This is a genomic window from Streptomyces sp. cf386 (genome assembly GCF_900103585.1).
Classification (GTDB): Bacteria; Actinomycetota; Actinomycetes; order Streptomycetales; family Streptomycetaceae; genus Streptomyces.
In genome coordinates, this window is record NZ_FNHV01000002.1 from 123,110 (window position 1) to 145,288 (window position 22,179).

General features: G+C 65.7%; 25 protein-coding genes. 6 read left to right on the top strand and 19 right to left on the bottom strand.

What is annotated here, in order from left to right:
- Nucleotides 1–120: 120 nt before the first annotated feature.
- Complete coding sequence (locus tag BLU79_RS04720; protein ID WP_256333152.1) at nucleotides 121–1,824, top strand: glycoside hydrolase family 55 protein; 1,704 nt, start codon at nucleotides 121–123, stop codon at nucleotides 1,822–1,824.
- On the opposite strand, the gene BLU79_RS04725 is transcribed toward BLU79_RS04720, so the two are convergent.
- Nucleotides 1,803–2,609 (bottom strand): helix-turn-helix transcriptional regulator, encoded by an 807-nt coding sequence (locus BLU79_RS04725; protein WP_093904328.1) that lies wholly within the window; start codon nucleotides 2,607–2,609, stop codon nucleotides 1,803–1,805. The genes BLU79_RS04720 and BLU79_RS04725 overlap by 22 nt on opposite strands.
- A 49-nt stretch (nucleotides 2,610–2,658) precedes the next feature.
- On the opposite strand from BLU79_RS04725, the gene BLU79_RS04730 reads away from it, so the two are divergent.
- On the top strand, nucleotides 2,659–3,126 hold the full coding sequence (locus tag BLU79_RS04730) for a DUF2000 domain-containing protein (protein ID WP_093904329.1): 468 nt from the start codon (nucleotides 2,659–2,661) through the stop codon (nucleotides 3,124–3,126).
- An 81-nt stretch (nucleotides 3,127–3,207) separates the two neighbouring features.
- Here BLU79_RS04730 and BLU79_RS04735 read toward each other — a convergent pair whose 3' ends face one another.
- Nucleotides 3,208–4,479, bottom strand: coding sequence for an MDR family MFS transporter (locus BLU79_RS04735; RefSeq protein ID WP_093904330.1), 1,272 nt, complete (start codon nucleotides 4,477–4,479; stop codon nucleotides 3,208–3,210).
- Between the two features lie 188 nt (nucleotides 4,480–4,667).
- Between BLU79_RS04735 and BLU79_RS04740 the strand changes: the two genes are divergently transcribed.
- Nucleotides 4,668–5,429, top strand: a complete 762-nt coding sequence (locus tag BLU79_RS04740) for a phosphoglyceromutase (RefSeq protein WP_093904331.1) — start codon at nucleotides 4,668–4,670, stop codon at nucleotides 5,427–5,429.
- Nucleotides 5,430–5,509: 80 nt separating this feature from the next.
- On the opposite strand, the gene BLU79_RS04745 is transcribed toward BLU79_RS04740, so the two are convergent.
- The 14 genes from BLU79_RS04745 to BLU79_RS04810 all read right to left on the bottom strand — a co-directional run bounded on the left by BLU79_RS04745 (nucleotide 5,510) and on the right by BLU79_RS04810 (nucleotide 14,876).
- Nucleotides 5,510–5,689 (bottom strand): hypothetical protein, encoded by a 180-nt coding sequence (locus BLU79_RS04745; protein WP_093904332.1) that lies wholly within the window; start codon nucleotides 5,687–5,689, stop codon nucleotides 5,510–5,512.
- 496 nt (nucleotides 5,690–6,185) lie between these two features.
- Nucleotides 6,186–7,442, bottom strand: coding sequence for a tyrosine-type recombinase/integrase (locus BLU79_RS04750; RefSeq protein WP_093904333.1), 1,257 nt, complete (start codon nucleotides 7,440–7,442; stop codon nucleotides 6,186–6,188).
- Nucleotides 7,442–7,681, bottom strand: a complete 240-nt coding sequence (locus BLU79_RS04755; RefSeq protein WP_093904334.1) for a helix-turn-helix transcriptional regulator — start codon at nucleotides 7,679–7,681, stop codon at nucleotides 7,442–7,444. The genes BLU79_RS04750 and BLU79_RS04755 overlap by 1 nt, the downstream gene beginning before the upstream one ends.
- Entirely contained in the window at nucleotides 7,674–8,978 is a 1,305-nt protein-coding gene (locus BLU79_RS04760) for a replication initiator (RefSeq protein WP_093904335.1), read from the bottom strand. The genes BLU79_RS04755 and BLU79_RS04760 overlap by 8 nt, the downstream gene beginning before the upstream one ends.
- A gap of 132 nt (nucleotides 8,979–9,110) precedes the next feature.
- On the bottom strand, nucleotides 9,111–9,374 hold the full coding sequence (locus BLU79_RS04765) for a SpdD protein (RefSeq protein WP_093904336.1): 264 nt from the start codon (nucleotides 9,372–9,374) through the stop codon (nucleotides 9,111–9,113).
- Between the two features lie 14 nt (nucleotides 9,375–9,388).
- On the bottom strand, nucleotides 9,389–9,583 hold the full coding sequence (locus BLU79_RS04770; RefSeq protein WP_093904337.1) for a hypothetical protein: 195 nt from the start codon (nucleotides 9,581–9,583) through the stop codon (nucleotides 9,389–9,391).
- Nucleotides 9,584–9,600: 17 nt separating this feature from the next.
- A complete protein-coding gene (locus BLU79_RS04775) occupies nucleotides 9,601–9,792 on the bottom strand; it encodes a mobile element transfer protein (protein ID WP_093904338.1) in 192 nt (63 codons plus the stop codon).
- The gene (locus BLU79_RS04780; RefSeq protein ID WP_093904339.1) at nucleotides 9,792–9,983 is read right to left on the bottom strand and encodes an RING finger protein; all 192 of its coding nucleotides are present in this window, start codon (nucleotides 9,981–9,983) and stop codon (nucleotides 9,792–9,794) included. Before BLU79_RS04780 ends, BLU79_RS04775 begins: the two co-directional genes overlap by 1 nt.
- 19 nt (nucleotides 9,984–10,002) lie before the next feature.
- Nucleotides 10,003–10,659 carry a DUF2637 domain-containing protein gene (locus BLU79_RS04785; protein ID WP_093904340.1) on the bottom strand — a complete coding sequence of 219 codons (657 nt, stop codon included), beginning with the start codon at nucleotides 10,657–10,659 and terminating at the stop codon, nucleotides 10,003–10,005.
- Nucleotides 10,660–10,741: 82 nt separating this feature from the next.
- Nucleotides 10,742–12,124, bottom strand: coding sequence for an FtsK/SpoIIIE domain-containing protein (locus BLU79_RS04790; RefSeq protein WP_093904341.1), 1,383 nt, complete (start codon nucleotides 12,122–12,124; stop codon nucleotides 10,742–10,744).
- Between the two features lie 5 nt (nucleotides 12,125–12,129).
- On the bottom strand, nucleotides 12,130–12,480 hold the full coding sequence (locus BLU79_RS04795; protein ID WP_093904342.1) for an SCO3933 family regulatory protein: 351 nt from the start codon (nucleotides 12,478–12,480) through the stop codon (nucleotides 12,130–12,132).
- 127 nt (nucleotides 12,481–12,607) lie between these two features.
- On the bottom strand, nucleotides 12,608–13,336 hold the full coding sequence (locus tag BLU79_RS04800) for a GntR family transcriptional regulator (RefSeq protein ID WP_093904343.1): 729 nt from the start codon (nucleotides 13,334–13,336) through the stop codon (nucleotides 12,608–12,610).
- An 84-nt stretch (nucleotides 13,337–13,420) separates the two neighbouring features.
- Entirely contained in the window at nucleotides 13,421–13,858 is a 438-nt protein-coding gene (locus tag BLU79_RS04805; RefSeq protein WP_093904344.1) for an ATP-binding protein, read from the bottom strand.
- Nucleotides 13,859–14,135: 277 nt separating this feature from the next.
- Nucleotides 14,136–14,876 (bottom strand): GntR family transcriptional regulator, encoded by a 741-nt coding sequence (locus tag BLU79_RS04810; RefSeq protein WP_093904345.1) that lies wholly within the window; start codon nucleotides 14,874–14,876, stop codon nucleotides 14,136–14,138.
- Between the two features lie 80 nt (nucleotides 14,877–14,956).
- Between BLU79_RS04810 and BLU79_RS04815 the strand changes: the two genes are divergently transcribed.
- Nucleotides 14,957–16,054: a DUF1152 domain-containing protein gene (locus BLU79_RS04815; protein WP_093904346.1), complete on the top strand. Its 1,098-nt coding sequence runs from the start codon at nucleotides 14,957–14,959 to the stop codon at nucleotides 16,052–16,054.
- A 464-nt stretch (nucleotides 16,055–16,518) separates the two neighbouring features.
- Nucleotides 16,519–17,379 carry a macro domain-containing protein gene (locus BLU79_RS49865; RefSeq protein ID WP_371131809.1) on the top strand — a complete coding sequence of 287 codons (861 nt, stop codon included), beginning with the start codon at nucleotides 16,519–16,521 and terminating at the stop codon, nucleotides 17,377–17,379.
- Here the strand turns inward: BLU79_RS49865 and BLU79_RS04820 are convergent, their stop codons facing one another.
- Together BLU79_RS04820 and BLU79_RS47795 are read right to left on the bottom strand one after the other, a co-directional pair.
- On the bottom strand, nucleotides 17,380–19,749 hold the full coding sequence (locus BLU79_RS04820; protein WP_093904347.1) for a DUF4062 domain-containing protein: 2,370 nt from the start codon (nucleotides 19,747–19,749) through the stop codon (nucleotides 17,380–17,382).
- 135 nt (nucleotides 19,750–19,884) lie between these two features.
- A complete protein-coding gene (locus BLU79_RS47795) occupies nucleotides 19,885–20,766 on the bottom strand; it encodes a hypothetical protein (protein ID WP_143052456.1) in 882 nt (293 codons plus the stop codon).
- Between the two features lie 483 nt (nucleotides 20,767–21,249).
- Between BLU79_RS47795 and BLU79_RS04825 the strand changes: the two genes are divergently transcribed.
- Entirely contained in the window at nucleotides 21,250–21,735 is a 486-nt protein-coding gene (locus tag BLU79_RS04825; protein ID WP_093904348.1) for a DUF4265 domain-containing protein, read from the top strand.
- 228 nt (nucleotides 21,736–21,963) lie between these two features.
- On the opposite strand, the gene BLU79_RS48065 is transcribed toward BLU79_RS04825, so the two are convergent.
- Nucleotides 21,964–22,179: hypothetical protein (locus BLU79_RS48065; protein WP_177000867.1), on the bottom strand; the 216-nt coding region annotated here is incomplete at its 5' end.

Below are 22,179 nucleotides of genomic sequence, written 5' to 3' on the forward strand. Positions count from 1 at the left end.
AGGGCCGTACCCGGTCTGTACTAAGTAACCCTTGCGCACCCTCTTCACGGCGCAGGGGTCCCGTGGCATGCTCACCGGCCAACGCAATTCTGAACGTCGTTCACATCCATGAAGAGCCGCATGGAAGGAAGTACGGACATGGGCCATGCGCATCCCACCGGATCGCCTCTCACCAGACGGACCATGCTCGGCGGGGCCACGGCCGTGGCGCTGGCCGCGGCGACCGGCACGACGGCAGGCGCCGCACAGGCGGCGTCCGCCACTGAAGTCCCGTCCCTCTGGCGCGAGTTCACCCGCGCCCCCTTCACCCACCCCCAGATCCCCTACATAGGCCGAGCCGGCCACCGCGCCGGAGCGCCCCGCTTCCTCCGCCGCCCCGTCGTAGCCGACATCCGCGACTTCGGTGCCACGCCCGACGGCACGACCGACTCCGCCCCCGCGATCAACCGTGCCATCGCCGCCGCCGGAAGGGCCGGCGGTGGCACGGTCACCATCCCGCCCGGCACGTTCCGCATCGACGACGTGATCCGCGTCGGCCACTCGAACGTGGTCCTCCGCGGCGCGGGAAGCTCCCGTACGAAGCTCCACGCGACGAAGAACCTCACCGAACTGATCGGCGCCTACGGTTCCCGCTACGGCGGCGACAAGTCGTCCTGGTCCTGGGCGGGCGGCCTGATCTGGCTGGCTCCCGAGGGCCGCTGGAACTCCCTCGTAGCCGCGATCAGGGCGAAGAACTGGCCGTTCGAGGGCTGGACGGGCAACCGCCGCGACGAATGGCGCCCGCTCACCGGCGTCGCTCCGGCCCGCCGAGGCTCCTGGACGGTGACCGTCACGGACCCGTCGTCGCTGCGCCCCGGCGCCCTGGTCCTCCTCCGCCTCGCCGACGACGCCGAGCACACCCTCCTGGAGCACATGTGCGGCGGCGGCCCGGGCCCCGAGGCCTACACCTGGGACGACAAGACGAAGCTGACGTCGTACGTCCCCTACGAGTGGCCGGTCCGCATCACCCGCGTCCACGGCCGCAAGGTCACCCTCGAACGCCCGCTCCCGCTCGACGTACGCCCGGAGTGGAACCCACAACTGACCACCCACATCCCGGAGTTGTCGGGATCAGGCGTCGAGGGCCTCACCCTGGAGGCGACGGAGACCCCCCAACAACCCCACCTCCTCGACAAGGGCCACAACGGCGTCGTCCTCCAATGCGCCTACGACTGCTGGGTGGACGACGTGACGGTCCGCCACGTCGACAACGGCTTCGGCCTGGTCGCGGCCTCCGCCTGTACGCTCCGGCACACGCGCGTGGCGGGCCGCGGCAGCCACCACCCCTACTTCTGCCGCGAGGGCTCGCACGACAACCTGATCGAGGACTTCACGATCGAGGCCCGTACCACCCCGGCCCCCGCCGGCACCCAGCTGCACGGCATCAACGTCGAGGGCCTGTCCTCCCACAACGTCTGGTCACGCGGCGACATGCGGATGGGCACCTTCGACAGCCACCGCGGCCTGCCCTTCGCCAACGTCCGCACCGATATCACCGTGGACAACAACGGCCGCCACGGCGGCGACGCGAGCGCGGGCCCGCTGTTCGGAGCGCGCTTCACCCACTGGAACGTCCGGGTGACCAACGCCCGCGCGGGCATGATCCGCCTCGACGGCCTGGCGCCGTACTCCGCCACCGTCGGCATCAACGAGGTCAGGGAGTTCGACCAGATCGACGTACCCGACTTCGCCGGTGACCTCCACTCCCGCCTGGAGCTGTACGGCACCACGGACGTCGTACGCCCGCGCAATCTGTACGACGCTCAGCGCGCGCTGTTCCGGTAGCGCCCCGGCGGCACCCCCACCAGCTTCCGGAAGTGGCGGGTGAGATGGGACTGGTCGTAGAAGCCGGTCGCGACCGCCACCTCGGCCGGCGACCGGCCCTCCAGCAGCAGCCGGCGGGCGCGGTCGACGCGACGGGACATCAGGTACTGGTGCGGGGCGATGCCGTACGCGGTGCTGAACGACCGTACGAGATGGGCGGGATGGGCCGAGACGAGCGCCGCGGCCTCGTCGAGGGCGATGCCCTGGACGACCCGCTCGTCGAGGAGTTCGCGCAGCCGCCCCGCGAGCGCCGGGTCGCGACGCGGGATGCCGGTGAGGCTCCTGGGCCGCAGGTGGGCGCGCAGCCGGTCGCCGATGAGGGTGAGCCGGCTGTCGGCCTCCAGCTCGTCGCCGGGGTGGGCGAGGGCGGCGTGCAGTTGGCCGACGCGCAGTCGGAGCACCGGGTCGCGGAGGTCGGGGGAGTCCACCGCCGGGCCGATGAGATCGTCGCCGAGCCGGGTGCTGTCCAGGTACAGGACGCGTTTGCGGAAGCCGTGCGGGGTGGCGGGGGAGCCGTTGTGCGGGACGTGCGGTGGGAGGAGGGACACCGTGTCGTGCGGGGTGCCGTGCTCGTGCCGGTCGAGGTCGTAGCGGACGGCGCCGTCGTCGACGATGAGCAGCGTCCAGGCCTGGTGGACGTGCATCGGGTACGCGTACTCGGTGAAGTGGGCGTGGAAGACCTCGGTGACGCCCGGGACGGAGGGGCGCCACGCGGAGACTTCCTGGCGGTTCCGTGCGGCGGCCATGCAAAGAACGTACAAGACGGAGGGGGAGGGCGGCCGCCAGTCTCGCCGTATGAACGACACGACCGCCACGACTGCCATGAGCGGCACGACCGCCGCCATGGAACCCGTCCGCTTCGACACCAAGATCGCCGTCCTGCTGCGCGAGGACCTGGAGACCTGGCAGCGTCTGAACGTCAGCGCCTTCCTGGTCAGCGGCCTGGGAACGGAGTTCCCCGAGGTGATCGGGGAGCCGTACGAGGATGCGGACGGGGTGGGCTACCAGCCGATGTTCCGCCAGCCGGTCCTGGTCTTCGAGGGCACGAAGGAGAACCTGACGACGGCCCACGCGCGCGTGCTGTCCCGCGCTCTCCCGCGCGCGGTGTTCACGTCCGACCTCTTCACCACGGGCAACGACCGCGACAACCGGGCGGCGGTGCGGGCGGTGCCGACGGGGGAGCTGGATCTGGTGGGGCTGGCGGTGTACGGGCCGAGGAACGCGGTGGACAAGGTGATGAAGGGGGCGCGGATGCACCCCTGAGCGGGGTCTGTGCGGTGAGCGGGGTTCGTGCGGTCAGAGGGGTCCGTGCGGTGGGCCGGGTGTGGTCAGGCCGGGGTGTGGTCAGGCCGGGCTGACCTCGGGCTTCGCGTCGATGGGCGCCGGGTCGGTGGGCGCCGGGTCGGTGGCCGGTGCCTCCGCCGGCAGTCGCCGCATGAGCATGCCGTACCCGACCGCCGCCACCGTGCCGACGACCGCGCACATCCCCCACAGCCACTCGGCCCCGAACCGGTCGATGACGAGGCCGGACGTGAGGGGCGCGACCAGCGCCGCCACCGACCAGGAGAGGGTGTACATGCCCTGGTAGCGGCCGCGTCCCTGGGTGGGGGAGAGGCGGACGACGAGGCCGGTCTGGGTGGGCGCGTTCAGCATCTCGCCGAGCGTCCACACGCACACGGTCAGCGCGAAGACGCCGACCGACCCGGCGAAGGCGGTGAGCCCGAAGCCGTACCCGGCGAGCAGGGACGAGACGATGAGGATCCGCCCGGCGTCGCGTCGCTCGATGAACCGGGTGACCGGGATCTGGAGCGCGACGATCAGGACGCCGTTGATGGCGATGGCGAGACCGTAGTCGGCGGGCGAGAACCCGGCGTCGCCCATGGCGATCGGCAGTCCCACCGAGCCCTGCTGGAAGACGAAGGCGACGAGGAAGGACAGCCCGACGATGCTCATGAAGCGCCCGTCGCGCAGGACGGTCCCGAGCCGGACCTCCTCGCCACTCTCGTCCGTCTTGGTGAGCCGGGGCCGCGACTCGGGCAGCTTGACGAACACGACGACCGCGCAGACGGCCGTCATCCCCGCCTCGATCAGGAACCCGGCGAGATAGCTGACCTCGGCGATGAACCCGGCGGCCATGGAGGAGATGGCGAAGCCGAGGTTGATGGCCCAGTAGTTGAGCGAGAAGGCGCGCACCCGGTCCTCGGGCCGCACGATGTCGGCCATCATCGCCTGCACGGCGGGCCGGGAGGCGTTGGAGGTCGCGCCGACGAGGAAGGCGACGGCGGCGATGGCGACGGGGTGGTGCACGAACCCGAGCAACGCCACGGACACGGCGGTGGAGGCCTGGGCCACGAGAAGGGTGGGCCGCCGCCCGAGCCGGTCGGTCATGACCCCGGCCCCGATCGACGAGATGACGCCGCCGAGGCCGTGCAGCGCGGCGACGAGGCCGGCGTAGGTGGCGGAGTAGCCGCGATCGAGGGTGAGGTACAACGCCATGAAGGTCGCTACGAAGGCACCCAGCCGGTTCACCAGGGTGCTGGTCCACAGCCACCAGAACTCGCGGGGGAGCCCGGAGACGGTCTCGCGGGTGGCGCGTCTCAGGGCGGCGATGGACACAGGAATCCCCCACGGATGTAAGAACCGATGCAAGTACCGATGCAAGTGCCGATGTAAGAACCTCGGGCGGCCCCCGCAACTTACAAGCGCGCCCGTCCGGGAGGCCACTGGATTAACAGATCCCGTCAACCGTCCGCTCTTCGAGCGCGGGGAGCACCCGGCCAAAGCCTTCGATTACGCTCGGACGCATGGCCGACGCACCGTACAAGCTGATCCTCCTCCGCCACGGCGAGAGCGAATGGAACGCGAAGAACCTGTTCACCGGCTGGGTGGACGTCAACCTCAACGAGAAGGGCGAGAAGGAGGCGGTCCGCGGTGGCGAGCTCCTGAAGGACGCCGATCTTCTCCCCGACGTGGTCCACACGTCCCTCCAGAAGCGAGCGATCCGCACGGCGCAGCTGGCGCTGGAGTCGGCCGACCGCCACTGGATCCCCGTCCACCGCTCGTGGCGCCTCAACGAGCGTCACTACGGCGCCCTCCAGGGCAAGGACAAGGCCCAGACCCTCGCCGAGTTCGGCGAGGAGCAGTTCATGCTGTGGCGCCGCTCGTACGACACCCCGCCGCCCGCGCTCGAGGACGGCACGGAGTTCTCCCAGTCGGACGACCCCCGCTACGCGACGATCCCCCCGGAGCTGCGCCCGCGCACGGAGTGCCTCAAGGACGTCGTCGTCCGCATGCTCCCGTACTGGTACGACGGCATCGTCCCCGACCTCCTGACCGGCCGCACGGTCCTCGTCGCCGCCCACGGCAACAGCCTCCGCGCCCTGGTCAAGCACCTCGACGGCATCTCCGACGCCGACATCGCCGGCCTGAACATCCCCACGGGCATCCCGCTCTACTACGAGCTCGACGCCGACTTCAAGCCGGTGACGCCGGGGGGCAAGTACCTGGACCCGGAGGCGGCTGCGGCTGCCATTGAGGCGGTCAAGAACCAGGGCAAGAAGAAGTAACTCGACGCCAGTAAGCCCCCGACCTGCGGTTTCTTCGCGGGGCGGGGGCTTCTTGGTGGGGCTGGGCCGCCTGTGGGCCGTCAGGTGCGTCGGCGCCAGCGGCGTACGCGGATGTCGAGGACGATCAGGAGCACCACGGGGACGGCGATCTCGGCGGGAGCGTCGGCCCAGAGGGCGAGCGCGCCGCCGGCTGTGCCGATGAGAGCGATCGGCAGATCGCGGGGGTGGATGTCGACGGTCACGCCGACGCGTGGGACCATAGGGCACTCCAGCTGTGCTCGGTTCACTTGCCAAGGTGATTTCTGGGACGTGGCAATGGAGACGAATGCCGCCCCTGCCCGGGCGGCATTCGCATGCCGCTGGAACTTTCCCATAGTCATCACGCGCCAGACAAACGCGCAGCTAAAAGCCGCCTTGTTCGTTTTCGTAGACGGATTGTCCACGATCGTGGACAGCTAGGGCGCTCCAACTTCTCTTGGAGACTTTCAAGACTCTCCAATCTTTCCAGAGTCGCCTCGTGCCGCTCCGTGTCGCCCTGCATCGCTCCATGCCGCTCCACGCCGCTCCGTGCCGTCCGGTGTCGCATCGTGTTGCCTGGCGCCCTCCTGTGTCATCTCGTATCGCCCTGTTCTCCAGGATGCTGCTGTTGTGCGTTAGCCAAGGAGCCCTCTTTCCTTGTAAGGGGATTCTCTTAGGTCTCCGGCTTGGCTCTCCGGTTTGGCTTTCCGGCTAAGCTTCCAGGTTGCGTTTTCCGGCTTACGTCTTCCGCTTTCCTTGTTTGGTCCGTAAGTGCATCGCCTTGTAAGTGCTTTCAATTGCCTTCCGAGTACGCTCCTGGCTGGAAGGCATGAGGTGCGCGTACACGCGGAGCGTCAGGCCAGGGTCCGAGTGGCCGAGGTACTCGGCGAGGGCCTTGATGTTCTCTCCGGCGTCCAAGAGCACCGAGGCGTAGAAGTGGCGGAGAGCATGCATGCCGTTCTCGCGGGACTCCGCGTACGACTCGCCGGGCTTCCGGTCGGGGATCACATCCGCCGAGGCCAGCGCACGCTTCCACACTTCCTCGTTGAGGGAAGTCCGCCAGACGTGCCCACCACGCGGCCCGGTGAAGATCAGTCGCTTGGTCACCGGAGGCCCGTCTGCCACCTTCCACGGCAAGGTGATCTCGCCCGGCGGGAACCGCTTCATGTGCTCCCGGAGCGCATCGGCGACCGGCCCGGGAAGCGGTACGTCCCGCAGCTTGCCGCCCTTGGGCGGAGCGAACACAGGCTTGCTGCGGCTCAGCTTCAGCTGCTGGACAACGTGGAGCGTGTTCGCCGCCAAGTCGATGGCGTCGACGGCGACGCCCAGGATCTCGCCCTGACGAAGCCCGCAGCCGCCGCCCAGGTCAACCATGGTCTGGTACCGCTCGGGCATGCCGGCCCGGACGGCGAAGACCCGTTCCGCTGTCCACGGGACGACGCGCTTGTTGTCCACGGTGGGCGGCCGGACCGAGCGGGCAGCGCACGGGTTCCGGGGAAGGTGCCCGTCGTCCACGGCCGCGCTCAGAGCTGCCCGCACGTTGGAGTAGATCGTCCGAGCGTACGAGCCACGGACACCGTTCTCCTGTAGCTGCCTCACCCAGTCACGTATGTGAGCGGGCTGGAAGGAGCCAAGAGGACGCGAGCCCAGGTACGGAAAGGCGTGCAGCCGAAGCTGCGACTCCATCGACGCCTGGGTGTTCGGATCCGGCGCGTGGGTCACCCAGTTCTCGGCGTACTGCTGGAACGTGATCCGGGCCGCGCGCGGGTCGATGTACTGCCCGCGCGCCATGTCCGCCTCAGTGTGAGCCAGCCACTGTTCAGCCAGCCGCTTCTGCCGGTCGGGGAAGCTCTTCGACTTCTCAGTGCCGTCCGGGCCGACGTAGCGAGCGCGATAGCGCATACCCGTGCCGTAGCGCTCGCTCTTGACCTTGCGTGTCTTGCCATCAGGCCCGACCTCGGTCTTGTACCAGCGGTCTTGGATGTGCCCAGCCATCAGGCAGCCACCCCTTCACGCTGGGCGTCCACCCAGGCCTGCACGTCCGCCGGGTCGAAGCGGAGGTGCCGGCCGACGCGGAAGCCTCGGGGGCCGGTGCGCTTGCGGCGCCACTGGTAGACAGTCTCGACGCTGGGCAGCTCGAACATCTCCACCAGGTCGTCAGGAGTCAGGAACCGCGAGGGCAGGGCGCGCGATGCGGCTGCCATTTCCGCCGAGGAACGGCGTCGGTCAGCCATGGGTGGGCTCTCCTTCCGTTCCAGGGGCGGGTTCGAGGGAGGCAGCGAGCCATGTCTCTGCTGCACTCAGGCCAGTTCCGGCGAACACCCAGTGAGCGAGGACGAGCGTGGTTTCGCCGTCCTCCGGGACAGTCGGCACGGCCTGTGCACGGCGCCAGTCGGCCCGGGCATCACGCAGGGCGCCGAGGGTGGTGGAGTAGCGGCGGGACTTGGTGGAGAAGTGGCCGCGGAAGCCGAGCATGTGCGCCCAGGCTCGAAGGCGGAGGTCCGCCAACTCTCGACGTCCGCCGAGAGACCATGCTGTGCGGATCATGCGCTGGGCGTGGTCGCTGATCCGGGTTTGAGCCAGCTCGGCGAGGAAGCGGATCGGGCGGTCCAGGGTGCCGGTCGCCGTTTCGGCGCCTTTGGTGGCGTACTTGGCGATGTACGCCGCCACGGCTCGCTCGGTCAGCTCCTGGCCGTCGTCGAAGTCGGCGGAGCGGATGGGGCGGACGTCGAGTTGACGACCGAAGACGAAGCTGTGCGCCCGGCCGTCCACTTCCGGTCCCGCGACACGGGCGGCCGTAGCTGCGGCTTGGATGGCGTCGCTGAGCAGATCGGCCGTGGCCCACGCGGGTGGCGTGGTGTCTCCTCCCTCGGGCCCGTCGAGGCGGATTACGGCATGGAAGTGGACGGCACCGCGTCTCTGGTACTCGGCCACCTTCGCGAAGGAGATCCGCGCGTGATGACGGAACGCCCGTTGGGTGAGGCCGGCGCGCTTGGCGACCTCCCGACGAAGGTAGATCGAGAAGCGCCGCCACAGGGCACCGGCATGCGCGTTCCAGAGCACGGCCGCTTCGTAGTCGTACGTGTCCGGAGCGAGAGGCGTACCTAGCGCGGGATCCTGCTCGTCGTGGCGGGTGCCGCAGCGGCAGTCTCGTCCGCCGCTCGGGCGGTTGTGGACCGGCCCGAAGCTCGGAGCGGTGAACGTGGCGAAGACCCGGGGGTGCGTGGCGACCTGTTCCGAGGTGCCCTTGCCGCCGTGGAGTCCGGCGGTGATCAGGTGGTAGGTGTCGCGGCGATACGTCTCGGCGCAGGCGGCGCAGCGGGTTGCGCGGCGGTTGTTGCAGCGGACGAGGAGCTGACCGGCGGGGAGGGTGGCGGAGTCCAGGTGGTGCAGGACTCGGCCGATCTCGCCGGTTGTCTCGTTGACCGCGTACTCAGTGCGGTGGCCGTCGAGGCGGACGGGATGGGTGCAACCGCCCAGGCCGGAGAGTTGGTGGGCCAGTTCGGGCATGGTGCCGAGCGAGGCCAGCATGGAGAGTTCCGCCAGCGGGGGCGGAGTCTGCCGGGTGATGATGGGACTTCCTTTCGGCTGTTTCGGCGGTTGGGAGGGACGGCCCCGGGGCGGCGGGATGCTTGGCGGCGTTGTTGCCGCCCCGGAGGCCGGTCAGCGCTTGTTCGCGCCGCTGACGAGCGAGCGCAGGACTACGGCGGCGATGGCCACGGACACGGCCGAGACGGCGACCGCCGCCAGGAGCGCGGTGAGTACGACGCCCACGACGACCACGGCGGCGACCGCGCCGACCCCGACGCTCACGTACGGGGCGACCGGGCGGCCGGCGGAAGGAGCCGGGACGGGTGCGTGGTCGTGCGGGATGTGCGTGGTGATGCTCGGAACGTGGGGGGTGTCGGGCAGCTTGGGGCGGAACATCGTGGGACTCCTTGTCACTTGTGGGTGCCGTTGACGACGTCGACCCCGGTGCGGGTGCCGGATTCGATGGCCGGGGCGAGGACGGTGTGCGAGAGCCAGAAGCCGAACAGCGCGATCACGACGGCGACCCAGAGGCGGACGCCGAGGAACTTGATCGCGGCCCAGGCGATGACACCCAGGACGAAGACGAGCGGGAGCGAGACGGTCACGGGGTCTCCTCAGCGGGTCAGCGGACGCGGCAGCGGTGCGTACGGGCGGCCAGCTCGGCGGCGGCCCGGCTGTCGTAGTCGGTGGAGAAGCCGCAGCGCGGAGCCGTGCAGGCGGCGGTGTGTTTCTCGCGACCCCGGCTGTCGTAGTAGGTGGCGACCTGGACGGGGCCGATACGGACGACTCGGCGGAAGCGGCGGTTGGCGGGCATCAGTCGGTCTCCTTCTTCGTCTCGCCGGTGAAGTCGGTGACGTGCTGGGCGAGCCAGCGCAAGATCTCGTCGCCCTCGTAGCTGTCGGCGGCGAGGATGACCGGCTCGGCGATCAGCACGGCTTCGGTGAGGCGGTTCTGTCGGGTGAGCTCGGCGGCTCGTTTCAGCGCGCGGAGCGTGGAGGGGCGCACGGGGGAAGTTCCTCCGGTGTCAGGTGAGTTGGGTTGCGATGGCTTCGGCGAGCGGCATCGGTACGCCGAGCCGGGCGCGAAGTGTTGAGGTGTCGATGGGGGTCCCGGTCCGGGCGCGGTGTTCGTTGGCGACCTTGCGGGCCAGATCGACGAGGGCGGGTGGCACCGGGGACGGCGACGGCCGGGCCGACTCCGGTTCGGTCGGAGGCAGTTCGGCCGCCGTCTCAGGCGGTTCGCTCTCTTCGGCGATGGGTTCCGGTACTGCGACCGTCGAGGGCCGTTCGGGCACCGTCGCCGGAGCCTTAACCGGCTTCGGTGCTCCATGAGCGAGGAGGGTCCCGCCCAGGAATGCGACGGCGGGCCAGCCCGCGACGAGGATGCGTAGCCAGGCCGGTACGTCGTCCAGGTCGAGCAGGCCGGCGGTGGCGACGTTGGCGCCGAGCGACGCGGTCAGCGCGACGAGGAACCAGCACCACCCGGCCGCTTTCGCCTCGCCGGAGCGGAGCCGTCGCCAGGCCGCCACCATCAGCAGGTCGACGGAGACCGGGTAGGCCCACGCCTTCCAGCCGTGCTGTCCGGCGGCCGAGGCCAGGTCGTGCAGGTGGGCGAAGGACAGCGCGGCGGCGATCAGTGCTTGGACGAGTACGGCGTCAACGCGGACGGGCAGGGCACGCACGGCGCCACTCCTTCCGGATGCGGGCATGAGGGGGTAAGGACTCGGCGCGGGACGGCCACGCCGACCGTGGGAGCGGGTGCGGCTACTCGGCGACCGGGCGTGGAGTGGCTACCGGCCCGGAGCCCTGCACGGGGACCGGCGCGACTGGCGGGACGTACGGCCGGAAGGGTGCGAGCGCCGGTACGTCGGGGGCGAGGTGGGCCGTCTCGCGACAGGTGGCCGCAGCGTCGGTGAGGGAGAGATACGGAGTGCGGATGCGGGACCAGCCGCCGGACGTATCGCCGACCACGGCCAGGCCGGGCAGCTCGGAGGCGATGGCGCAGGCCGCGAAGACAGCCTCAGGGGCGATGTCGCCGAGCGCCATCTTGGCGGAGGCTTCGTCGTTGACTCGGTGGCAGACGCGGCCGGTGAGCTGCGCCCGGAGCATTGTGGCGCCCTTGCCCAGCTCGGCGCCGAAGCGCTGCCCGCAGACCTCCAGGTAGATGCCGGCGGCGCGGCCCAGCTGGGCGAGGCGGATGAGCTGGGTGACCATCTCGTCCCGCCGCTCTTCCTCCTTCCGTGTGGCGACGAGGAAGAGTTCGGCCACCTCGTCGATGAACAGGACGAGCGGTGCGGGGCGTTCGCTCTCGGGCAGGCCCCAGATGTCCGAAGTGATCAGCTCATCAGGGGTGCCGGGTGCGATGCCCTGCCGGGCCTTGATCAGGTCGTATCGGTTCTCCATTTCCTTTACGAGGACGGGGAGCAGCTCGGCCGCCTGTTCCGGATCGGTCGCCAGTGCAGAAAGCCGGGGAGCGAACGGTGCCAGCTCAACCCCACGCTTGCAGTCGATGCCGACCAGCACCACCGGCTGAGAGGCCAGGCCGGTGAGCAGGTTGCGCAGGTACATGGACTTACCGGACAGCGTGGCCCCGAGGACGAGTTCATGCGGTACGGCGCGGTAGTCGCGTACGAACGCGGTCGCGTCCTCCCGCAGAGCCACCGGAACCCGGAGGTGGCCTCCTTCGGTCCGGCGAGGCATCCGGACCTTCCGCAGAACATCGAAGCCGACGAGCCGCAGTTCGACGACGCCGGGCTTGATGTCCCGGACGTACACGGCGTGTACACCCCAAGCGTGCCGGAGCCGTTCGGCCGAAACCGCCACATCCGCCGGCTCCTGGCCCGGAGCCAGACGAAGCCGGAGACGCAGGCCAGTCGAGGTGGGCCGGACCAGACCCCGGCGAGGCGGGACGGGCCGGACCTCACGGCGGGTAGTTGCCCTGACAGCCAGTGCACGCCAGCGAGACGGCTCGACCGTGAGGCCGCACGCGTCCATCGTCGAGGAGTATGAGATCAGGAGCCGGGCCACCGAGACCGGAAGCCCGACCGTGGACCAGTACGCCGCCGGGTGAGCGTGCCGGGCATAGGCCGCGCCGCCTATCGCAGCAAGCGCCCCGCCAACCTCGGCCACCGTCATCAGGTCGGTCACCTCGATCAGCCCGCCTGAGCCATCGGGAAGGCGCCGGGAGCAACAGCGGTGGCCCGGTAGGCGATGCCGTGCCGCTGCTGGCCGTTGAACACGCTCTCCCACGGACGGGCGATGAGCCCCGGCAGCGAGACGGGAGCCCCGACGGTCAGGCCGTCCGTCACCCCGCTCTCGGGGATGGTGACCTGGACCAGAGACGACTCGCCTTCGTCGATGAAGACGACGCCAACCGTCATGAGCGCCTCTCCGCTGACGGCGTCCTTGGCGATCTCACCAGTCTGCCGGTCGCGCACCTTCGGTGCCGGGGCTTCGGTGAGCAGGATCGTCGCGGCAGAGGTGTCGATGCGGATCACACGCACAGGGATTTCTCCTTCTTCGGATGTCGATCAACCTGTCACCTGACAAGTTGACTTAGCAAGTTCGAAGCTAAGGATGCCAGGTTGACTTGTCAAGTGGAGATTGAGAGGAACTGGCCTCAAACGAGGCTTAGTTCAAGCGATAGGTGTCTTCGAGTTCCTGTCGATCAGCAGGAAGCAGCACGTCAGAGACTTGCAGCGCCTGCCCGGAAGCGTCACACGCGATGACGAGGACGCTCAGGACAGGTACACCCACTGGCAAGTCGAGCAGCTCGGCTTCGTCGCCTTCCGGCAGTCGAGCAGAGACCCGCTCCGTGACGTGATCGAAGCGGATCCTCTTCCGGGCTTCCAGGTGCTCACGGGGGCTGCCAGGCATGGCCTCAGGACTGTCCAGCTCGGTGCCATCGACCAGGCCGGCGGGGAAGTACGACGAGACCAACTCGACAGCCTCGCCGTCCGCTTCGACAAGGAATCGGCGCACAAGGACCTTGGCCCGCTTTGGCAGCCCGAGTGCGGAAGCGACGCGGGCGGGCACCGGGATCTGGCCGACTTCGACCAGGCGTCCCGAGGTCAGCGACTCATCGCGCTCCAGCGCCTCACGGCCCCGACGGTCCCTCTGCTCGGCGACGGCCGGCCGACCACGCACGATCGTGCCGAAGCCCTGCCGGGACTCCAGCCAGCCATCCCGCTTCAGCAGCTCCAGCGCCCGTACGACGGTCGGGCGGGACATTCCGAAGGCCTGCACCAGCTGGTTCTCACTGGGGACGCGGGTGCCCGGCGGATACGTCCCGTCCTCGATGCGACGCTGAATCGTCTGCGCGAGGCGAACGTACTTCGGTGCCTCCACCTCATACGCCATGAACGCCGCCTGTCGTGATTGGCCAAGTCAACTGGTCAACCAGACTAGCGACAGTTCGAGCGTCAGAACAGACGGGGTTGCGCATCAAGACGGCCAGGCATCGGCCATCACGAAAGACACGACCGTACCGCCGAAGTGGCTCGGGCCGGAGTGCCAGGAGTCGGCGATGGAGTCGACCAGGAGGAGACCGCGGCCATGCGCATCGTTGGCGTCTGGTCGGCGCACGCGCACGTTCGCCGGGAATCCGGGATTGTGCACCTCCACGCGCAGCGAGGCTCCCTCGCGGAACCACTCCACCCGCACGACCCACGGATCATCCGACCGTCCGTAGACGATGGCATTGGTGACCAGTTCGGAGATCATCAGTGCGCAGTCGTCGACCGAGCAGGCCGGGTTGTACGGGGCGATGAACTTCTGGAACCAGCGCCGGGCCCGGGGCACGGACTCCGCGATGGGATGCAAGACCATCGCTCCGAGTCGCGGTGCGTCCGGGCCCGGGTGGCGGTCGATTGTGTAGGCCATCCGTGCTCACTCCCTGCCGGTGCCGTCGCAGTCGAGGCACCGTCGCTTTGATGTGGCACGGGCACGGTCGTTGACGGTGGAGAGCGCCAGCGCCGTACGCGAGCTGACGCGCTTCCAACCGCGTCCCCGGCAACCCCGGCAAGCTAAGCGCGCGTCCTGTTCCGGCCGCTGACCCGTCACGCCGTGCCCCCTTCCGATCAAGTGGCCTTAGCCACTTACTGGATAGTGGCATTAGCCACTCGTGGCGTGCAAGCGGTTCGACGGAACTGATGACTCATCAGGCGAGTGGGTAGCCCTGCTCGAACGCCCAACGGTGCGGCGGGTAGGTGGCTTCGGCAAACTCCAACGGCCGGTCCTGGAGGTCGAATACGACGTGATGGACGATCAACACGGCTGAGCCAGGAGCAAGTTGCAGGTCTGCCGATTCCTCGTCCGTGGCAGCCCGCGCGCACATGCGGTCCTCGGCGTAGCTTCCCTGGCGCCCCGTCATGTTCTCGACGTACATCAGGGTGCCTTCCTGGATCCGTTCGGGATCCAGGAGCTTGGGCGCCTTCTGGCCGACATCTGGGGCGAACCACGAGGTGGAGAGAGTGATGGGCCCGTCCTGGTTGTTGGTGATGCGCCGGCGGTGCACGGCTCGCCGATCCTTGGCCAGGCCCAACGCCTCAGCGACGTGGTCCGGCGCCTCCAGCCAGCCCGCAGACGTGATGACCGCGTACTCACCCGAGGTGTAGATCTTCCCCGTCTGCCTGGCCCGCCCGTACAACTCCCGCGCGCGCCTGTTCACTTCGAGGCTCCGCACGTACGTGCCCGACCCTTGCCGCTTCTCGACCAGGCCCTGATGGCTCAGAGCCTCCAGCGAACGGGCCGCCGTCGGCCGCGACACCTTCCAGTCCGCAGCAAGCTGCCGTTCCGAAGGAACCTCGTCCCCCGGCCGCAGATCTCCCCGCAGGATCTGATCCCGGATGAAGTGCGCGATCTGGAGATACTTCGGCTGAGCCTCCTCGATCTGAGGCATGCCCCCTCCTTGTCCAAGTGGCTATGGCCTCTAGCCACTATAGGGTGGGTGGCAAATGTTCGACCCCGTACGCTGTCCGCATGACGCGGTTGATCGTCGCAGCAGGAGGAGGGGGCGACGCAGTCGCCGCCGTAATGCTTGATGCCGCCCTGTACGGCGACGAGGACCAGGCGGTGATCCTCACGTACGCGTGGGACCGTTTGCTCGTCGATCCGGTCCCGGGCCCCCGAGGCGTCCACGACTTCACCGGCCTCGAACAACTCACCCCGTCCGTCTCGGCAGTGCCGGCAGAAGCCCGCCCGATCGCTCCGGCGGGTTCTACTCTTCCTCGACTGGCGGCAGAGCTTCGGCACACGTTCGCACTGATCGATCCCTACCAGGGCGCCGCAGGCGTGGCTCGCCAACTCGACGAGCTGGTGAGCCACTTGGAACCCACGTCGATCGACCTCCTGGACGTCGGCGGCGACATCCTGGCCCGAGGCGACGAGCCGACTCTCAAGAGCCCCCTTGCTGACGCCCTGACTCTGGCCGCGTGCTGTCAGGTGAATGCGCCCATCCGTCTCCTGGTCGCCGGGCCCGGTCTGGACGGCGAACTTCCGTCCGAAGACCTGTGCGACATGCTGGGTCTTCTGGTCCACACCTTCACAGCGAAGGACACGGAGTCGATCAGCTCAGTCCTGGAATGGCACCCGTCCGAGGCAACCGGGATGCTCGCGGCGACTGCACGAGGAGCGCGGGGTACGTGTGAAGTGCGGGACGCTGGACTTCCCGTATCGCTCACGGACGAAGGGCCGACAGTCCACGAGGCGGATATGGACGAGGCGTTGAGCCGAAACCGGCTGGCCCGAGCCGTCATCTCGACGGAGAGCCTCGACGAGGTGGAGACGCACAGCCGTGAAATCTGCGGCTACTCGGAGATCGACTACGAACGTAACAAGGCCGCGTGGCTCAACGAGCGGGCGCCGCTGAAGCTGACCCCGGATGCAGTCCTGGCCCAGCTGGAGCAGTTCGAGGCCGAAGCCCTGGACCGCGGAATCACCCACACGACGTTCCGCCACATCACCGAGGCCCTGAACCTCAACGGCAACCAGCGCCAGGACCTACGCAAGCTGCTCATCAACCGCCGCCCTGAGCAGTACGACGCGCCCCTGTGGCGCATCACGACGCGACCTGAGTAACAACCTTCTTCACGGGTTCAAGGCGGCTCGCTCCGCTCCCCGCGCGCGGCCCGGCCCCCGGCCGGGCCTGCGCTCTGTCTCCGCCCCGCTCCAGCCCGGCCGACGCCCGGGCCGCGCACACAGCCAGCAGCCACGTGATGCCAGAGAAAGGGGTACATCGTGGCTGGGGGCTCCGCGGCTTTACCCACCTCCCCGGTCCGGGGCCCGCGTCGAGCAAGACCAGGGGGCCACTCGTGCACATTGCGGTCAGGCCCAAAGCCTGCCCGAGTTGCCAACCAGCGTACGGCCCCCTGATCATGCTCGACCCCAGACCGGGCAGGCCACCGGCCAAACCCGCAGCGCCGACCTACAGTGGCTTCCTTCATAGCGTCGTAGCTGAGTCCTATGGGCAGTATGCCGAACAGCGCCATCGGCGATGACATGATCAATAGGTTCAGACCCAGCCCAAGTGCCACTGGAGCGCAATGCGTCAAGAATTGCGGGAAACCCTTTTCACCCGTCAAGGAATAAGTGAAGTCTCCATCGCTTCCCTGGCGGCTTTTGGAATCCTTGGCGCCATATCCCAAACAGCACTCGCCATATGGCCTCAGCTCGCCCGGCACGACTGGTTAATCTTGGGATCCCTCGCTGTCGGTTGCATTACCACAGGAATATTTCTCACATGGCCGAGGTTGAGCATAGCCCAGACCTATGATCACCCGGAATTCACGATACGCATCAAGTGTGGAGATATCTTAGACGAAACAGGAAACATTGTCATCGGCTTTACAGACACGTTTGATACTGACACGACCGACGGAATCGTGATCGATCCACGTAGCGTGCAGGGCCAGTTTCAGTCGAAATACTATAACGACGTGACTCGGCTAGACGGCGAGCTCAATGAATTTCTGCGACACACTCCTGTTGTTGCAACCGAATCAGCCTCAACAAAGCCCCGAGGTAAATTCAAGCGATACCCAGTAGGCACTGTAGCAGTTCTGCATAACAGCAACTCACGGTATTACGCTGTCGCATACGGATACATGCGGAACGATTCTCGGGTAAGTTGTTCTGTCGACGCGCTATGGAAAAGTCTCACCGCAACCTGGGAGTGCGTCAGGACCCACGGAAGATTGGATCCAGTGGCCATCCCGGTGATTGGATCTGAACTAGCACGAGTAGGGTCACTAGACAGGGAGAGCCTGATTAAAATGATTGCACTTTCCTTCGTCGCCTCTACGCGACAAGAAATTGTTTCGCGTCAACTCACCATAGTCGTCCACCCTAAAGATCGTCGATCCGTCAGCTTGATCAATATCGACAGATTCCTGAAGGCGCTATAGCTATTGCGGAAGGTACAGCCTCCTATCCATCGCCGCGACTACGTCATAGTAGTATCCCTCTTCACGCGAAGAATACTCTGTAAGGTATTCTTCAAGCTCGCCCCTACCTAGGCGCTTTTCAACCGCCTCCCAAGCCTCCATTCGTACGGAATCGTGAGTACTGTAGAGGAGGCCCTTGAGCTCGCTCAGAGGGACGGACGGGCCGGAGGCTAGCTCTCGGGCGCCGGCCAAGGCTACTTGCTCGTCGGCGTTCGACACCATTTCTCTCGCCGTATCGAGACCGCCGAGCTTAACCGCACCAGCGATTAGCTGTGCTTTCTTTCGTCCATACCTATTGGATGCAAGTGTGAGCAATGATCCAACATCCTCACGCGTACCATGAAGTGCCAATGCTTGAGCCGCTCGATCGGCTGTAATAAAGTCACCTCGCGCTAGTTCCGTTCGGAATCGATCAATATCCTCAGGCACCCTTTCTGCGGCACCGAGGCGCATTAGAAGTTCCAGGGCAGACTTTCTCAGATCAGACTTCAAGTAGTTTTGAAGTTTTTCACTGTAACCCACTTCCTGGAGCTTCTCACTGTCTAGAAATCTACTGCAATTTGTGTCGAGAATTTCACGCGCTTCGCCGATAAAAGCCGAACCATCCAGCCATGTAAGCGCAGACCAAGCATCGCCGAACGACCACGGTTGCAAGAGTTCAGCGCGCAATTCCTCCTCTGTCCTCACAAGAGAGCGCAAGCGACTCTTACTCTTACCCAAAGAGCCATCATCCTTGAGCTTCGCAGCTGCGGCAAGCAGGTTTTGAGTGGCCTCTTCCCCCAAGCCAGAAGCAACATCAAAGGCAAATTCCACGAGTTCCGTGTTCTTTGTGCCCAACACCTTGCCGAACTCATCTACTGATGGGGCGCGTTGCGTGGAAAGTACATCGAGTGCGCGACGAATCACACGATCAGGAAGTGCTCGCCCCGATACAATGGATGAAACTTGATCGATTTCCATTTGGCTCAACGATGAAGTGACCATCTCTTCGAAGCAAGAGTCTTCGCTGATATATCGCGTCGCACCCAACTCAGCGATCTCTACGATACTTCCCTTCGCATGGCCGGCCAGCGCACGAATTTTTGCGGCAGCTGAAGTGTCTCCCAAGCGCTCGCCTACGGCGTCCAACAAGGGAGCATCTGAATCGCGCATCACGGAAAAAATATATGCAAATGCAGCATCTTCGAGCTGATAGCTTTCGAGTATGTGCACCCACCTGTCAATTGGTGCTTGACCCGTTGCTGATACGGTACTGCCAGAAATCGATGGCTGGCCAACCCCAGCTTCCTCTGCCCCCCACAACTCGGCAGGACGCGCTTTCATCTCTCTCAAGATACTCAATGAACCTTTGCCCACTGAGAGGTCGGAATTTTGTCGAAGGATTTGAAAGACGAGCATGTCTTCGAGATCATCGAGGGATGATGAACTCGCAATCATCTTAAAGCCGGGTGCATAGCTGCGGACCCTGCCATTTTTCTCTATTTGAAAATTGTCTGCAACGGTCCAGACAAGGAGCCGCCATTCCATCACCGAGAGTACATAATCATCCCTCTTGCTGTAGATCCTGTTCAGGGAATGAATAGGAATAGATACCGTCTCCTGCTGTGCCGCCATTGCAAACATAAGGAGTCGATCTTCGTCTCGGTCATCGTCTCCTTCTTCCCTTCCGTTCTCGGCCAGTCTGTGAAAAGACTTCAAGGTGTTGGCAATTTGCCTCCTTGCCTCGTCGTCAATCTGCGGTTCGGACGCCATCCGCGGCAAATCACCCTTTCCCTGCTTATCGACAGTTCCTTCGGGCGACGGAATTTCTGCAGGGTAATTCTGCGTCTGATCTACGACCACAGAAATTAGGTATCGAGTAAGCTTGAGCTCGAAATCCTCAATAGTGGAGAATTGCTTATAGAGAGCGATGTGCTCATCCTCAAGTTTTCTTCGGAACTTGAGTACCTTAGTCAACTCCTGTCCAGGATCTTCGAGTCGATCTTCGGGAACTTCCTTAAAGAAGACCGCTAGGTACGGGCGCCCCAGTTCTTTGGCGCGCCGTGCGGCTTGCTCGTATTCTTCCTCGAAGCCGGACGAGAATTGTCCCGTCGGAGTGCCCCATCTGAGGTTGAGCATCCCTACAAAGACATCACATTGATCTACTAGCGGATTTATGATCGCTTGAGGCCTTCCGAAGCCAGGCTGCACGTGCTCCCAGCCAGCAACGCTCAAGCGAACACTGGAGACGGCTGAGAACAAGGTATTTACATGGTCGGCAGCGCGACGCACTGCTTCACGTTCATCACTGAGATCACCAGGCGATGCCATGAATACCATCATCTCGCGCACACTGGCCAATTCAGTTTCTCCTGCTGTGATGGGAAAATTTAGGAAACAACTATTCCGCGCACGGTTGCGGTTAATGGTTCAGACGAAGTATGGGGCTCGCTCGACTCTTGCCGTTCAAACCGCCGCGCAAGTTCGTTACATCCACCGAATAATCTGTGACTCTGAGAACTGCTGCCCTTGTTCCTGCCATGTCATCGTGACTCGGGCTTGAGGACTGGTGCCGAGCGTGAGAGCGACGCGGATATCGAAATGGCTGTGGTGAAGTAGTCGCTCCACGCTAGTGTCATCGCCGATTACTGGCGATTCGCCATCCCCGATGGGGTCGACATCCACTCGCAACCCTTCGGCAGTTCCTGTACCAATGTTGCTCACTCTGAGTCTCTGGCGCCGTGGCCCCACCGACAGGCGACCGCGATTGTCCAGGTTGCCCGTCGGGTCACTCAAATACTCACAGCGCAGGATCGCCCTGGGTTCTGTTGACGTGGGGCCAGCACCAGATGGGGTGTCCGTGACAATCCCGGCGACAGCACTTTCGAGCAAGGATCGCACGCGCGTCTTTAGATCTTCCGGCGATGCGTATGAACCCAGTAGCCCGCGTGCTTGCAAGCTGGTCTGGAATTCGCGCAGGGCACTCAACTGATCGACATCTACGTCATTTGGGAGTGGCGCAGATGAACAGAACACTCCCACTGCGGCCCCACGGTCGATGGCGCGCTCAATCTCCTCGACGGTGCCGGATGCAGCGTTCGCAGTCGGTTGGCCCACCCGAGAGTAGAACAAGCCGATGACGATGTCGGCGCTGTCTGCGAACTGCCTGTTGATCACTTCTTGGGCGGAGCCACGACCCAGCAAAGGTGTCGCGTCCAGTTCCCAGCGCAGCGGCAAAAGGTGCACCTTGGAGCGTAGCGTGTGGTCACTGTTCCAGTTGAGGATCGCCTCCTCGACAGCCGTTCGCTCTGCCCGAGTATCACCAGGAGAAGCGATAAGAACTGCAACAGTTGTGGTCTGAAGCGACATACGGTGCATGGTAGGTGGCTGACGCGAAGGACGGCCGATGCATCTACCGATCTGTAACCTGAACTGGATCTGAACAGGGCTGAGTTTGGGGTGAGAGGTCGTGCCAGAAGCGTGCCAGGTCGTGCGGGAAACCACGGGGAATACCGGGGGAACGCAGGCCGCGGACGCACGCGCCGACACGCGCTCCGCCGCAGGTCAGCGAGCTTCCCGCCCTTGAAGCACCCAAGCTTCCCAAGCTGAGGGCCCAGGCACCGTCGTTGCGGGTCGGCCGTCGCAGCGTGCTCTGGTCGACGGCAACGGCAACGTGGCGGAGGCCGATGGGGGTGCAGCGAGGCATACGCGCGCGCGATCGGCTGGCGTCCTCGCCATCGTGGCTGACTGTCGTCGGCTGAGACGCAGACGAGAACCCGTACCCAACACTGAGCAGACGTCATCGGTCACCCACCTGCGGCCGGCACGGCAGGGCTGTGCATCCTGGGCACCATGACGAACCCCGAGGGCCCGTACGTGAAGGTGCACTTCCGGCTTGAGGTCGAGGACGACTGGCCCCCGGCGTCGGTAGAGAGCTTGTGGGCGGTCGACCAAGGCGACGGCACCGCACGGCTTGACAACATCCCCTGGTTTGTCCGAGGCATTGCTTGCGGGGACATCGTGGCCACGACCCCTGACGAGGAAGGCGTGCGGTGGGCCGGTGAAGTGGTTCGGCGTTCCGAGAACTGCACCATCCGCCTCATCGTCTTCCGCGACGGCGGGTCGGGACCCGCACGGCAGAGCGTGATCAACGCTTTCCAGGAACTCGGTGTCGACGGCGAGGGCATAGAACGGTTCGGAATGGTCGCCCTGGACGTCCCGCCGACCGCCGATCTCGCCAAGGTCCAAAGGCTGCTAAACCACGGCGTGGCCAAGGAATGGTGGGACAGGGAAGAGGGGTGTGTCACCGCGGAGTGGCGGGACGCTTCCGCCCGCTGAAGCCGCTGATGTGGTCCAAAGCTGGGCCGTCTCTGGGCCGTCCGAAGCCGCTCGGCAGTGGCCAATGACAACCAACGACGACCACCAGGCGCACGATCCCACCGCCCCTGACCAGCAAAAACCCAGCTCACCAGGATCCCCGACAACACCCAGGGCAAGAAGAAGTAACGCCGCACGATCAAGCCCCCCACCTGGTTTTTTTTGGTGCAGGTGGGGGGCTTTACCGTGCTAGAGAACGCCCTCCTGGGTCGAACCGATGTGGGTCCAGTCCCCGAACTGTCCGGCCGGGAAGTCCTTCAAGTGGACGAAATCACCACTGGAATTGAGCTCGCCCGATGCGGCGGCTCGTGTGTTCTTGTTGTAGAAGAAGAGCCTGCGACGCGCGGGCACGATATGGGTCCAGTCTCCGAACTGTCCGGCCGGGAAGTCCTTCAGGTTGACGAA

What these genes read in the sequence shown, in the direction of transcription:
- BLU79_RS04760 (WP_093904335.1), bottom strand. Translation starts at nt 8,978, where the DNA reads ATGCTGGCCTCGCTCGGCACCATGCCCGAACTGGCCCACCAACTCTCC.
- BLU79_RS04815 (WP_093904346.1), top strand. Translation starts at nt 14,957, where the DNA reads ATGACGCGGTTGATCGTCGCAGCAGGAGGAGGGGGCGACGCAGTCGCC.
- BLU79_RS04730 (WP_093904329.1), top strand. Translation starts at nt 2,659, where the DNA reads ATGAACGACACGACCGCCACGACTGCCATGAGCGGCACGACCGCCGCC.
- BLU79_RS04825 (WP_093904348.1), top strand. Translation starts at nt 21,250, where the DNA reads ATGACGAACCCCGAGGGCCCGTACGTGAAGGTGCACTTCCGGCTTGAG.
- BLU79_RS04745 (WP_093904332.1), bottom strand. Translation starts at nt 5,689, where the DNA reads ATGGTCCCACGCGTCGGCGTGACCGTCGACATCCACCCCCGCGATCTG.
- BLU79_RS04775 (WP_093904338.1), bottom strand. Translation starts at nt 9,792, where the DNA reads ATGCCCGCCAACCGCCGCTTCCGCCGAGTCGTCCGTATCGGCCCCGTC.
- BLU79_RS04810 (WP_093904345.1), bottom strand. Translation starts at nt 14,876, where the DNA reads ATGCCTCAGATCGAGGAGGCTCAGCCGAAGTATCTCCAGATCGCGCAC.
- BLU79_RS04750 (WP_093904333.1), bottom strand. Translation starts at nt 7,442, where the DNA reads ATGGCTGGGCACATCCAAGACCGCTGGTACAAGACCGAGGTCGGGCCT.
- BLU79_RS04725 (WP_093904328.1), bottom strand. Translation starts at nt 2,609, where the DNA reads ATGGCCGCCGCACGGAACCGCCAGGAAGTCTCCGCGTGGCGCCCCTCC.
- BLU79_RS04765 (WP_093904336.1), bottom strand. Translation starts at nt 9,374, where the DNA reads ATGTTCCGCCCCAAGCTGCCCGACACCCCCCACGTTCCGAGCATCACC.
- BLU79_RS47795 (WP_143052456.1), bottom strand. Translation starts at nt 20,766, where the DNA reads ATGTCGCTTCAGACCACAACTGTTGCAGTTCTTATCGCTTCTCCTGGT.
- BLU79_RS04805 (WP_093904344.1), bottom strand. Translation starts at nt 13,858, where the DNA reads ATGGCCTACACAATCGACCGCCACCCGGGCCCGGACGCACCGCGACTC.
- BLU79_RS49865 (WP_371131809.1), top strand. Translation starts at nt 16,519, where the DNA reads ATGCGTCAAGAATTGCGGGAAACCCTTTTCACCCGTCAAGGAATAAGT.
- BLU79_RS04755 (WP_093904334.1), bottom strand. Translation starts at nt 7,681, where the DNA reads ATGGCTGACCGACGCCGTTCCTCGGCGGAAATGGCAGCCGCATCGCGC.
- BLU79_RS04740 (WP_093904331.1), top strand. Translation starts at nt 4,668, where the DNA reads ATGGCCGACGCACCGTACAAGCTGATCCTCCTCCGCCACGGCGAGAGC.
- BLU79_RS04800 (WP_093904343.1), bottom strand. Translation starts at nt 13,336, where the DNA reads ATGGCGTATGAGGTGGAGGCACCGAAGTACGTTCGCCTCGCGCAGACG.
- BLU79_RS04720 (WP_256333152.1), top strand. Translation starts at nt 121, where the DNA reads ATGGAAGGAAGTACGGACATGGGCCATGCGCATCCCACCGGATCGCCT.